This window comes from Actinomycetota bacterium, from assembly GCA_004297305.1.
Lineage (GTDB): Bacteria > Actinomycetota > Actinomycetes > S36-B12 > FW305-bin1 > FW305-bin1.
Window position 1 is genome coordinate 66,190 of the sequence record SCTR01000011.1, and the last position, 12,501, is coordinate 78,690.

Sequence of the window (12,501 nt, forward strand, 5' to 3'; positions counted from 1 at the left end):
TGAGCCCAGTGGAGGTCCCGTCGATGACCGAGCACCACGATCTGGCGTCGGCCCGCGCAGCAGTCGGTGAGCTGCAGCGGGTCGTCCGGGCACTGACCGCCGAGCACGGCGATTCGATCGACGTGCACCGCCTGGCAGTGGATGTCTCGCGGCTGTCCGACGACCTTCGGCTGATCGTCGGCGACGACGCCCTGCAGCGCGCAGCGGAATCCCGCGAGGTCATCCTCGTCCCCGACGGGGACTATCCACCGGAACTGTTCTCCGACGCCCACGACGAAGGTATCGGGCGACGTTGAGCGGCGTCCGGACCGCGGGCCGCGCGGAGATTTCCGCCCGTACCCTGCGGACAGACGCCTGGTGGGTGCAGCCGGCGATCACGGCGGCGGTGCTGATCGCCTTCGTCATCTATTCGACCTGGCGAGCCTTCGAGAACGCCTACTACTACGCCGCGCCCTACATCTCGCCCTTCTACTCCCCCTGCCTGGCCACCTCCTGCGGTGAGGCCTCGCACGGGTGGTGGACGCCGGTGGGCGGCTGGTGGACCCTGTCGCCGGCGTTGCTCATCCTGGTCTTCCCGTTGGGATTCCGGCTGACCTGCTACTACTACCGCAAGGCGTACTACCGCTCGTTCTGGCTGTCGCCACCGGCCTGCGCGGTTGCCGAGCCGCACCGCGGTTACAGCGGCGAGACCCGGTTCCCGCTGATCGTGCAGAACGCCCACCGGTGGTTCTTCTACGTCGGGTTGATCTTCAACGTGATCCTCACGTACGACGCCATCGTCGCCTTCCGGAATCCGGCGGGGCAGTGGGGACACATGGGACTCGGGACGCTCATCCTGCTCACCAACGCGACGTTGCTGTGGCTGTACTCGGCGTCCTGCCACACCTGCCGGCACACCATCGGTGGCCGCCTGACCCACTTCTCCCGGCATCCGTTGCGCTACAAGGCCTGGACCTGGATCTCCGGTCTCAACGCCCGGCACGCGATCTTCGCGTGGATCTCGCTGTTCGGTGTCGCGCTGACCGACCTGTACGTCCGGCTGCTGGCCGCGGGCACGATCACGGACATCACGTTCTTCTAGTACGACCGGACGGCGGGAGGCCGCGCACACGATGGTGGAAATCGAACGGCACGCCTACGACGTGGTGGTGGTCGGGGCGGGCGGCGCCGGCCTGCGAGCGGCGATCGAGGCCAGGGCCCAGGGAATGCGTACGGCGATCATCTGCAAGTCCTTGTTCGGCAAGGCCCATACCGTCATGGCCGAGGGCGGCATCGCTGCCTCGATGGGCAACGTCAACTCCCACGACGGCTGGCAGGTCCACTTCCGCGACACGATGCGCGGTGGCAAGTTCCTCAACCACTGGCGGATGGCCGAGCTGCACGCCAAGGAGGCACCGGACCGGGTCTGGGAGCTGGAGACCTGGGGTGCACTGTTCGACCGGACCGCCGACGGCCGCATCAGCCAGCGCAACTTCGGCGGACACGAGTACCCGCGGCTGGCGCACGTCGGCGACCGCACCGGGCTGGAACTCATCCGGACGCTGCAGCAGCGGATCGTTGCGCTGCAACAGGAAGACTTCGCCGCGACCGGCGACTACGAGGCGAATCTGCGGGTCTTCGCCGAGTGCACCATTACCGACGTCATGCGCGACGGCGACCGTGTCGCCGGTGCTTTCGGCTACTGGCGGGAGAGCGGCCGATTCGTCCTGTTCACCGCTCCCGCGGTGATCCTGGCGACCGGTGGCATCGGAAAGTCGTTCAAGGTCACCAGCAACTCCTGGGAGTACACCGGCGACGGGCACGCGCTGGCGCTGCGCGCCGGCAGCACGCTGCTGAACATGGAGTTCATCCAGTTCCATCCGACCGGCATGGTCTGGCCGCCGAGCGTGAAGGGCATCCTGGTCACCGAGTCGGTGCGCGGCGACGGCGGCGTGCTCACCAACTCCGACGGCAAGCGCTTCATGTTCGACTACGTCCCGGACGTCTTCAAGGACAAGTACGCGAAGTCCGAGGCGGAGGGCGACCGCTGGTACACCGATCCGGACAACAATCTGCGGCCACCCGAACTGCTGCCACGCGACGAGGTCGCCCGCGCCATCAATGCCGAGGTGAAGGCCGGGCGCGGCTCGCCGCACGGCGGCGTCTTCCTCGACGTCTCGTCCCGGCTGCCGGCCGACACGATCCGGGCGAAGCTGCCGTCGATGCACCACCAGTTCAAAGAACTCGCCGACGTCGACATCACCGCCGAGCCCATGGAGGTCGGCCCGACCTGCCACTACGTGATGGGCGGGATCGAGGTCGACCCGGAGACCGCGGCAGCCGCTCGCGTACCGGGTCTGTTCGCCGTCGGTGAGGTCGCCGGCGGCATGCACGGCTCGAACCGGCTGGGAGGCAACTCCTTGTCCGACCTGCTGGTGTTCGGACGGCGAGCCGGTGCCGGCGCAGCGGCGTACGTCGGGGCCTTGCACGGGCCCCGTCCCGCCGTCGACGACGCCGCGGTCGACGCGGCGGCGACCGCGGCGCTCGCGCCGTTCGGCAACGAGGGCGGAGAGAATCCGTACACGCTGCATCAGGACCTGCAACAGATCATGAACGATCTGGTCGGCATCATCCGGACCGCCGCGGAAATGCAGTCCGCGCTGGACCGGCTGGCGACCCTGCGCGACCGGGCCGCCCGCGTCAGCGTCGAAGGGCATCGCCAGTTCAACCCCGGCTGGCACCTCGCCCTCGACCTGCACAACATGCTGCTGGTGTCCGAGTGCATCGCCAGAGCCGCGCTGCTGCGCGAGGAGTCGCGCGGCGGACACACCCGGGACGACTTCCCCGGGATGAGTTCGCAGTGGCGGCTGGTCAATCTGGTCTGCTCGTTGACCGGCGAGCAGACCATCTCGGTGCAGCAGCAGCCGCTGCCGGTGATGCCCGACGAGCTGCTCGGTCTCTTCGAGGTCTCCGAACTGTCCAAGTACCTCACTGACGACGAACTGGCCAGGCTGCCCGGAGAGGCGACGACATGAGCTATCAGGCGAGTTTCCGGGTATGGCGCGGTGACAACGATGCCGGTGCGCTGCAGGACTTCGACGTCGAGGTCAACGAGGGCGAGGTGGTCCTCGACGTGATCCATCGGCTGCAGGCGACCACCGCTCCGGATCTCGCGGTGCGGTGGAACTGCAAGGCCGGCAAGTGCGGCTCCTGCAGCGCCGAGGTCAACGGCCGGCCCCGGCTGATGTGCATGACCCGTATGAACACCTTCACCGAAACCGAGACGGTGACCGTCACCCCGTTGCGGGCGTTCCCGGTCGTGCGGGACCTGGTCACCGATGTCTCCTTCAACTACGCGAAGGCGCGGGAGGTGCCGTCGTTTGCCGGTCCCGCCGACCTGGGTCCCGGCGAATACCGGATGCAGCAGGTCGACGTGGCGCGCAGTCAGGAATTCCGCAAGTGCATCGAGTGCTACCTGTGCCAGAACACCTGCCATGTTGTGCGTGACCACGACGAGAACAAGCCGGCGTTCTCCGGCCCCCGGTTCTTCATCCGGCTCGCCGAACTGGACATGCATCCGCTGGACACCGTCGACCGCAAGCGTGAGGCCCAGGGCCAGCACGGGCTCGGCCTGTGCAACATCACCAAGTGCTGCACCGAGGTCTGCCCAGAACACATCAAGATCACCGACAACGCCATCATCCCCATGAAGGAACGCGTGGTCGACGTCAAGTACGACCCGCTGCGGGCTCTGTCGCGCAAGCTGCGGGGCAAGTCCGGCCCCGCCTGACACGGCCGCCGATTCCGGCCCGGCCGGGGTATCCGGACCGGCTCAGTCCCGGTCGGCGCGGGCCGGAGGTTCCAGCCGGCCGGCGCCGCCGGGTTCAGGCGCCGTTGGCGGCGGCCTGCAGCGACTCGGCGGTCACCTGCTCACCCAGACTGGTGAACCACCAGGTGGCCCGCTCCCCGGACAGCGTCGCAGAGATCGGCATCGGCGATTCGGTGCCCTCCGCGGCGGCCCGTCGCGCTGCCTCCCGTGAAGCTCGCAGCGCCCGCTCCGCGCGTTCGATGTCGCCGTCGGCGACGATGTACATCGCGAGGTACTTGTAGGGCGCGGTCGGATTCCCCTCGGTCGGCGTGAAGACGAAACGCTGTGCGGCCACGAAGCCGTCCAGCGCCAGGACGTCGGCCACGTGGCGGCCGTCGTACCAGGCGTTGAACTCCTCGTCGGTCCCCTCGACCGCGTTCGTCATCACCATCAGGAACTGCACGACGTCCTCCTCGAACTGCTGCCCCGACCAGTCATCACGACCCGTCGTCGAGCCGGCCGGGCTACGGTACCGCCTGCCCCGCACCGGTTCCGCTCGTCACGAGTCCGTAGACGCTCCTCGCCGTACCGCACAGCACCTCGTCGCGGCCGTCGGCCGGCAACGTCGCGGTCAGCAGTTTCAGGGCGTTCCACGTCGTCACGTAGTCGATCTGCAGGCCGTCCACCGGGAAGTTGCTGCCGGCGATGCATCGCCGGGTTCCGAACACCTCGAGGGCGTAGTGGACCGGTTCGGCCCAGTAGTCGGCCAGCTGCACGTCGGTTCGCGGGCTCGCGGCGCCCGGCGGCAGATACGGGTCGAAACCCAACCCACTCACCTTGAGCACGACGTTGTCGTACGCCGCCACGGCCGCCAGGCCGTCGCGCCACTGCGCGAGAACCTCGGTACGACGCGACGCGTACGGGCCGGCGGCAGCAGGGCCGCCGAGATGGTCCAGCACGATCGTCGCCTGCGGCACTGCCGCGGCGAGTTCGGCGACCTGGTCGAGCTGATGGAAGTACACCCAGGTCTCGAACGTCAGCTGACGTTCGGCGACGGCGGCCACGGCGGCGAGGACCTCGGGCGAGACCAGGGTGCGCGGTGGCAACGGCCAGCGGGTGCTGATGAGCTCCGGACTGTCGTCGTGGCCGACGACGAATCGGATGCCCTTGAACCGATCGCCCAGCGCCGCGGCGTGCCCGTCCAGGACCGGCACGATCCCGGCGCCGGCCCGGACGTCGGCGAACGCGACAACCCCGCAGATCATCTCCGGCGGCGTGTGCAGGCTCGCCAGCCACTCCGATTCGCCGACCGGGCGCAGCAGCGGGGGGCCGTCGGTGCGGTACGCCGCGCCGCACTCGAGGAACACCGAACCGACCACCTGATGCCCGGCGTCGAAGTCCGCGGCCAGTTCGGTCAGGCCGTAACGCCCCCACCGCAGCGGGCCGGCGTCGTCCGGGAACAGGTGGTGATGCGCATCGATGACCGGTAGCTGCGGCTCGACAGGGGCGACGGCGACAGGCTCGACGGCCACAGGGGCGTGATCGGTGGGCACAGTCCGCGACGGTGGCCGCCGGCGGGCGCGGTGTCAACCACCCGGAACCGTCGGCGGGCGCGGTGTCAACCACCCGGGACCGTCAACCACCCGGAACCGTCGACAGCACGGTGGACCACCGGGGAGGGCGGACCCGCCCGTCGGTCAGCTCGGCGTACGACCGGCGCCGACGTTGTCCGTCGTCGGCAGCAGGTGGACCTGGGCCTTGCCGTCCCGCTTGGCGCGGTACATCGCCCGGTCGGCCAGCGCGAGCAGGTCCTGCGGGCTGACGTCCCCACCGGACACGATCACGCCGATGCTGACGCTCGGCTCGAACGCCGCCTCGCCGTAGGCGACCGGCGCGCTCACCGCCGCCAGCAGCCGGCGGCCCACCGCCAGCATGCTGTCGCCGTCCTGCACCCCCGGGCACAGCACGACGAACTCGTCGCCGCCGAGGCGGGCAACGACGTCCTCCGGCCGAACCGTCGCCGCAAGCCGCTGGCCCACTGCCACCAGCACGGCGTCCCCGGCGGCATGGCCGGCGGCATCGTTGACCGCCTTGAAATCGTCGAGATCGGCGAACGCCAGTCCCAGCTGTCGCCCGTCGGCCCGGCAGGTGGCCAGCGCAGCGCCGAGCTCGGCCAGCAATCGGGCCCGCGTCACCGCACCGGTCAGGTAGTCGTGGTCGGCGAGCGTCCGCAGTCGCATCGCCTCAGCGGTCCGGACCGTGACGTCCTCGACCTGGCAGACGATCTGCTCGACCTCGGCGTGTTCCAGCACGACCGGGGCGAGATACACCTCGAGTACCCGGGTCTGATCGGGTCCGGCGTACGTCACGTCGAGCCGGCACTCCGTCGTCTCGCCCGCGACCAGGTCCGCGATGGCCGCGCGTAGCGCGCGGCGCTGGGGTGCCGGGATGCGGCTGCCCCAACTCGGCAGGTCGGCGCCGCCAAGCAGTTGGGTGGCCGCCCGGTTCGCGCGCACCAGCCGCGTCGGCTCGGCCACCACGTCGAGGATGACGATGCCGAGCGAGGAACTGTCGAAGACACGTTCGAGCAGCCGCTGCTGGGTGCCGAGCGACACCATGGTGGTCCGCCGCTGCTCGACCAGGACCGCGACGAACAACACGGTCGAGCCGATACAGATGATCCACAGTTGGGTGAGCCCAACGGCCAGGGCACTGTCGGCTCCCGCGTTGACCGCGATCGGCCCGGACCCGCGCAAGGTCAGGAAGCTCACCACGATCGCGACCGCCACCAGCTCCACGGCCACCACCACGGGCCGGAACCGCAACGCCGCCCACACGAGGAACGGCAGCGGGAGGTACGACAGCGGCAGGTCCTGCTGCGACCAGAAGACCAGCGCGACCGAGGCGGCCGTCGCGGCCAGCTGGACGCCGAGCTCCGGGCGCCACTCGTCGCGCAACGAGCCTCGCCGGCTCACCACCAGCAGGACCGTCGTCGACCCGACCACGACCGTCGCGACGAAGGATGCGGCGGTCAGGCCGAACGTGGTCCAGGCGACGCCGCCGTCCCCCGACCGGACCACGACCAGACTGCAGATGGCCAGCACCACCGCTCCGGCAAGGCCGGCGGCGATCAGGGCGGCCAGGTCGCGCGGCTCGGCCAACCGGCGGCCGAGTCCCGGTTCCCTGCCTGCCGCCCGGCGGACCGGTCGCCAGCGCACCAGCCGCCGGAAGACCAGCCCCGTCACCGCCACCGCGACACCGCTGAGCACCGCCTGCCACGCCGCCGAGGCACCCGGGCTGTAGGAGGGGATGGCGGCGACCAGGCCGGCCGCGACCACCGCGCTGACGGCGAACCGGAAGCCCACGACTCCGCTGACCAGCAGGCCGATCGCGAGGCCGGACGCGGTCCGGAAGACCGGAACCTCGGTACCGGCTGGCCGGGCGGCGACCGCCACGGCCGAGGCCAGCACCATGATCGCGGTGCACAGCAGCCACCGGCTCACCAGTCGCCATAGGGCGGTCCCGGGCACCGTGCCCCCAATCCTCGCGAGCGGTCCGACTCGAGTCGATACGACCTCGGCTGCGTGCCGACGTGCAGAACAGTCATCGTCAGCAGCGGTCACCACTTGAGGGTCGCCCGCCTACGATGGTCGGCCGTGACCACCGGCGTCGGGCGGGTCGGCGTCGTCGGCGCCGGGATCATCGGGCTGGCCGTGGCACGGGAACTCGGCTCCCGGCTGCCGGGTGCCACGGTGACCGTCCTGGAGAAGGAAGACCGGGTCGCGGCCCACCAGACCGGTCACAACAGCGGCGTGGTGCACGCCGGGCTGTACTACCAACCCGGGTCGCTCAAGGCGCGGTTGTGCCGCCGGGGCGCGACGCTGCTCGCGGCGTACTGCGCCGAGCGGGGGCTGCCGTACGTCGAGTGCGGCAAGCTCGTCGTCGCCCACGGGCCGGCCCAGGTCGCCGCGCTGCGCGAGATCGAGCGCCGGGCGCGGGAGAACGGCGTACCCGGGCTGGCCTGGCTCGGGCCGGCGGGGATCGCCGACGTCGAGCCGAACGTGGCCGCCACCGCCGGACTGCACTCGCCGCGGACCGCGATCGTGGACTACGCCGCGGTCGCCCGGGCGCTGGCGGCCGACGTGCAGGCCGCGGGCGGCCAGCTACAACTGGGGTTCGCCGTACGCCGGGTCGACCGCCGCGGCGACGCGATCGCGGTCAGCGACGGGGACCGCGAGGTGGTGGTCGACCGCCTGATCGTGTGCGCCGGGCTGCAGGCCGACCGGGTCGCGGCGCTGGCCGGGGACAGCGGCGGGCCGGCGATCATTCCGTTCCGGGGGGAGTACCGCCGGCTGACCCCCCGCGCCGCCGCGCTGGTGCGTGGCCTGGTCTATCCGGTCCCGGACCCCCGCTACCCGTTCCTCGGCGTCCACCTGACCCCCCGGGTGGACGGCACGGTCGACGTGGGGCCCAACGCGGTGCTCGCGACGGCCCGCGAGGGGTACCGCCGGCGGGACGTCGACCTGGCCGACCTGCGCACGCTGCTGCGGACTCCGGGCGCCGCGGCGCTGGCGCGACGGCACTGGCGAACCGGCATCCGCGAACTGCGCGGCTCACTCGGTTCCCGGTCCTTCCTTGACGGGGCGCGGGCGTTCCTGCCCGACCTGCGCGCGGACGACCTCGCCCCCGGACCGTCGGGGGTGCGGGCACAGGCGGTGGACGCGGCCGGCACCCTCGTCGACGACTTCCGGATCGGGGGTACCGGGCCCGTGGTCACCGTCCGCAACGCGCCGTCGCCGGCGGCGACCTCGGCCCTGGCCATCGCCGAGCAGCTGGCCGGCGTCACGCTCGGCACCATCCGGCGGGACGGAACCGCGGCGTGACAACGGAATTCGACGCCGACCATGCCGACCTCGCCGACGAGCAGCGCTACGTCGCGGACCTCTACGCCAGGCTCGACGGCCTGCGGGCGCTGACCGCGCAACGGTTGGCGGCGGTCCGGCGCTCGCGCGCCGGCGGCAGCCCGCAGAACCTGTCCGAGCGCGACTCGTTCGCCGCGCTGCACGAGGACCGGCTGGCGCAACTGTGGTCGGTGGAGGACCGGTTGTGTTTCGGCCGGCTCGACCTGAGCGACGGCAGCGACCGGCACATCGGGCGGCTGGGGCTCTCCGACGACGACCAGCGCCAGCTGCTGGTGGACTGGCGGGCACCGGCGGCGCGGCTGTTCTACCAGGCGACGGCGGCGGCGCCCGGCGACGTCGTACGCCGACGGCACCTGAGCACCCGCGGCCGTACGGTCACCGGTCTCACCGACGAGGTCCTCGACCTCGACGCGCTGCCGGACGCCGAGCGGTCCCAGTTGCGCGGCGAGCCGGCGCTGCTGGCCGCGCTGAGCGCCCACCGCACCGGCCGCATGGGCGACATCGTCGCCACGATCCAGGCCGAACAGGACCGCATCATCCGCGCCGACCTCCCCGGCGTCCTGGTCGTGCAGGGCGGACCCGGCACCGGCAAGACGGCGGTGGCGCTGCACCGCGCGGCGTACCTGCTGTACACGCACCGGGAACGGCTGGGCCGCAGCGGAGTGCTGCTGGTCGGGCCCAGCCCGGTGTTCCTGCGCTACATCGAGCAGGTGCTGCCCTCGCTCGGCGAGACCGGCGTGGTGACCACGACGGCCGGCGGGCTCTATCCCGGCGTGGTCGCCGACATCGACGACGTCCCGGCGGTCGCCGCGCTGAAGGGCGACCTGCGGATGGCCGAGGTCCTGGCCAACGCGGTACGGGCCCGGCAGCGCGTCCCGGAGGCGCCGGTGCCGCTGGACGTCGAGGGTCACACGATCCTGCTGCGGCCTGCGGTCGTCGCCGGTGCCCGCGACCGCGCCCGCCGGTCGGGCAAGCCGCACAATCTCGCCCGCGTCGGGTTCGTCCGCGACCTGCTGAATCACCTCGCCGACCTGCTGGCCCGCGACGCCGGTGTGTCGTCGCCGGACGCCGGCGACCACGCGGACTTCGTCGAGACGCTGCGCGGCAGCCGCGACGTCCGCCGAGCGGTCAACCTCGCCTGGATGCCGCTGACGCCGGAGCAACTGCTGAGCGACCTGTACGCCAACCCGCAGCGGCGGCAAGCCGCCGCGCCGCAGCTGAGTGCCGCCGAATGTGCTCTGCTGCAACGGGATCCGGGTAGCCCGTGGACCCGGTCGGACGTCCCGTTGCTGGACGAGGCGGCCGAACTGCTCGGCGAGGACGACGAGGCCGAACGGGCGCAGGCACGGCTGCGGGCCAACGAGCGCGCGGCCGACCTGGCGTATGCCCGGCAGGTGCTGGGCGGGTCGGGCGGCGGGATGGTGTCCGCCGAGACCCTCGTCGACCGGTTCGCCGACCACGGGCCCGTCCTCGACGTCGCCGAACGGGCGGCGGCCGACCGCAGCTGGGCCTACGGCCACGTCGTGGTGGACGAGGCGCAGGAGTTGTCGGCGATGGCCTGGCGGCTGCTGGCCCGGCGGTGTCCGATGAAGTCGATGACCGTGGTGGGCGACGTGGCCCAGACCGGCTCGCCGGCCGGCTCGACGTCCTGGGCGGCGGCGCTGGACGCCTCGTTCGCCGGGCGCTGGCGAGTCGAGGAACTGACCGTCAACTACCGCACGCCGGCCCGGATCATGGCCGCCGCGGCACGCGTGCTCGCCGACGCCGGCATCACCACGCAGCCACCGAGTTCGGTCCGCGACGGCGAGGACGACCCGGTGGCCGTCCGGGTCGCCGCGGGCGACTGGGCCGCGGTCACCGGCGCGGTCGCGGCCGCCGCGCGCGCGACCGGCGAGGGCCGGATCGCGGTGGTCCTGCCCCGCCGCGGGTACGCCGAACTCCGGCAGGCGATCATCGCCGGCCTGCCGCCGGGGACCGCGGGGAGCGCCGCGGCCGCGCTCGACCGGCCGGTCGCCGTCCTCGGCGTCGAGGAGGTCAAGGGCCTGGAGTTCGACACGGTGGTCCTGGTCGAACCCGCGGACCTGCTCGGGCAGTCGGAGTTCGGCGCGCACGACCTCTACGTGGCGCTGACCCGACCCACCCAGCGGCTAGTGCTGGTGCACGCCCGCGAGCTGCCGCCCGCGCTGCGGCAGCTGTAGGTCCGGCAGACTGGGCGCCGTGGTCGCGGTACGAACGCAGGTGGTCCGGCACGAGGTCACCGGCGTACGACGGACCCGGGTCAGCCGCGTCGAGGACCTCACCGCGCAGCTGCGCCGGATCACCGTGGCCGGCGACGACCTCGCCGGCTTCACCAGCCTCGCTGCCGACGACCACGTGAAGCTCTGCTTTCCCGGTGCGGACGGCCAGTTGCTGCTGCCGGAACCGTCACCGTCCGGCGGCGTGCAATGGCCGGACGGCATCCGCCCGGCGATGCGCGACTACACCCCCCGCCGCTACGACCCGGTGCGGCGGGAACTGGAGCTCGAACTGGTCGTGCACGGCGACGAGGGACCGGCCTCGGCCTGGGCCGCGGCGGCGGTACCCGGCTCCCTACTCGGCGTGGCCGGCCCGCGCGGCTCCCGCGTGGTCGGGGTGGACTACGACGCGTTCGTGCTGGCGGGGGACCAGACCGCGCTGCCGGCGATCGGCCGGCGACTGGAGGAACTGCCGCCCGGCGCGCGGGCCGCCGTCGTCGTCGAGGTGCCCGACGCCGCCGAACAGATCGACCTGCCGTCCGCCGCGGACGTCGACCTGACCTGGGTTCATCGCGGTACCGCCGCGCCGGCCGCCGCGCTGCTGGCGGCCCTGGCTGCGGTCGACCTGCCCGCCGGCCACGTGCTGGCTTGGGCCGCAGGCGAATCCAGCCTGGTACGCCCGGCCCGCACGCTGCTGGCACAGCGGTGTGGCCCGGCCGCGGAAGTCTCGGTGAAGGGCTACTGGCAGCTCGGCGTCGCCGACGACGCGCCGTAGCAGGGCCGCGGCCGATCCGTTCCTGTCAGCAGTTCCCGTCGGCCAGTTTCCGTCCGTTGCCATCAGCCAGGTTCCGTCGGTCAGGTCCCGTCGGCAGTTTCCGTCCGCCAGGTTCCGTCGGTCAGGTTCCGTCGAGACCATGCTCGATGGCGTACCGAGTCAGCTGGACCCGGTTGTGCAGCTGGAGTTTGACCAGGACGTTCTGCACGTGGTTCTGGACCGTGCGATGCGACAGCACGAGCCGGTCGGCGATGTCCTTGTAGGTCAAGCCCTTCGCCACCAGACGAAGCACCTCGGTCTCGCGTTCGGTCAGCCGCGGCCCGTCGGTGCCCTCGTTCTGCATGGCCGTCGACATCCGGCGGAACTCGCCCAGCACGAGACCGGCCAATCCGGCGCTGAACACGGCCTCACCGCGCGCCGTCCGCAGCACCGCGTCGGCGAGTTCCTCGTTCGTCGCGGACTTGGTGAGATAACCCGTGGCGCCGGCCTTGACGGCCTCCAGGACATCGGCGCGTTCCCCGCTGGCCGACAGCATCAGCACCCGCGGCGGTGCGTCGAGTTCCTGCAGGGCCAGCACGACCTGCACCCCGGTGATGTCGGGCAGTTGCAGGTCGACCACGGCGACGTCGGGCCGGGTCGCTCGGACGACGTCGAGGGCCCGCGAGCCTTCGCCGAGGACGGCCACGACCTGGAGCCCGGACTCGGCCAGCCCCCGCGCGACCGCGTCCCGCCACATCGGATGGTCGTCGACCACGACGACCCGGACCGCCTCGCCGCTGCCGC

At 71.9% G+C, this 12,501-nt stretch carries 11 protein-coding genes; 7 read left to right on the forward strand and 4 right to left on the reverse strand.

Annotated elements, in window-relative coordinates:
• Positions 1–23: 23 nt before the first annotated feature.
• Genes EPO13_11755 through EPO13_11770 form a run of 4 tightly spaced genes read left to right on the forward strand, consistent with a single transcriptional unit; the run spans position 24 to position 3,769 of the window.
• On the forward strand, positions 24–296 hold the full coding sequence (locus EPO13_11755; GenBank protein TAK68220.1) for a hypothetical protein: 273 nt from the start codon (positions 24–26) through the stop codon (positions 294–296).
• A complete protein-coding gene (locus EPO13_11760; GenBank protein TAK68221.1) occupies positions 293–1,081 on the forward strand; it encodes a hypothetical protein in 789 nt (262 codons plus the stop codon). The genes EPO13_11755 and EPO13_11760 overlap by 4 nt, the downstream gene beginning before the upstream one ends.
• Positions 1,082–1,112: 31 nt before the next feature.
• On the forward strand, positions 1,113–3,014 hold the full coding sequence (locus EPO13_11765; protein ID TAK68222.1) for a fumarate reductase/succinate dehydrogenase flavoprotein subunit: 1,902 nt from the start codon (positions 1,113–1,115) through the stop codon (positions 3,012–3,014).
• A complete protein-coding gene (locus EPO13_11770; GenBank protein TAK68223.1) occupies positions 3,011–3,769 on the forward strand; it encodes a succinate dehydrogenase/fumarate reductase iron-sulfur subunit in 759 nt (252 codons plus the stop codon). The genes EPO13_11765 and EPO13_11770 overlap by 4 nt, the downstream gene beginning before the upstream one ends.
• A gap of 94 nt (positions 3,770–3,863) precedes the next feature.
• Here EPO13_11770 and EPO13_11775 read toward each other — a convergent pair whose 3' ends face one another.
• From EPO13_11775 to EPO13_11785, 3 genes are all read right to left on the reverse strand, one after another.
• The gene (locus EPO13_11775) at positions 3,864–4,250 is read right to left on the reverse strand and encodes a hypothetical protein (GenBank protein ID TAK68224.1); all 387 of its coding nucleotides are present in this window, start codon (positions 4,248–4,250) and stop codon (positions 3,864–3,866) included.
• 61 nt (positions 4,251–4,311) lie between these two features.
• Positions 4,312–5,340 (reverse strand): amidohydrolase, encoded by a 1,029-nt coding sequence (locus tag EPO13_11780; GenBank protein TAK68225.1) that lies wholly within the window; start codon positions 5,338–5,340, stop codon positions 4,312–4,314.
• A gap of 144 nt (positions 5,341–5,484) precedes the next feature.
• Positions 5,485–7,317: a diguanylate cyclase gene (locus tag EPO13_11785; protein TAK68226.1), complete on the reverse strand. Its 1,833-nt coding sequence runs from the start codon at positions 7,315–7,317 to the stop codon at positions 5,485–5,487.
• A 126-nt stretch (positions 7,318–7,443) separates the two neighbouring features.
• Here EPO13_11785 and EPO13_11790 point away from each other — a divergent pair, with 126 nt between their 5' ends.
• Genes EPO13_11790 through EPO13_11800 form a run of 3 tightly spaced genes read left to right on the forward strand, consistent with a single transcriptional unit; the run spans position 7,444 to position 11,718 of the window.
• Complete coding sequence (locus tag EPO13_11790; GenBank protein ID TAK68227.1) at positions 7,444–8,670, forward strand: L-2-hydroxyglutarate oxidase; 1,227 nt, start codon at positions 7,444–7,446, stop codon at positions 8,668–8,670.
• On the forward strand, positions 8,667–10,907 hold the full coding sequence (locus EPO13_11795) for an AAA family ATPase (protein TAK68228.1): 2,241 nt from the start codon (positions 8,667–8,669) through the stop codon (positions 10,905–10,907). The genes EPO13_11790 and EPO13_11795 overlap by 4 nt, the downstream gene beginning before the upstream one ends.
• A 10-nt stretch (positions 10,908–10,917) precedes the next feature.
• Positions 10,918–11,718 (forward strand): siderophore-interacting protein, encoded by an 801-nt coding sequence (locus EPO13_11800; protein ID TAK68229.1) that lies wholly within the window; start codon positions 10,918–10,920, stop codon positions 11,716–11,718.
• A gap of 121 nt (positions 11,719–11,839) precedes the next feature.
• On the opposite strand, the gene EPO13_11805 is transcribed toward EPO13_11800, so the two are convergent.
• Positions 11,840–12,454: a response regulator transcription factor gene (locus EPO13_11805; protein ID TAK68312.1), complete on the reverse strand. Its 615-nt coding sequence runs from the start codon at positions 12,452–12,454 to the stop codon at positions 11,840–11,842.
• Between the last annotated feature and the right edge of the window lie 47 nt (positions 12,455–12,501).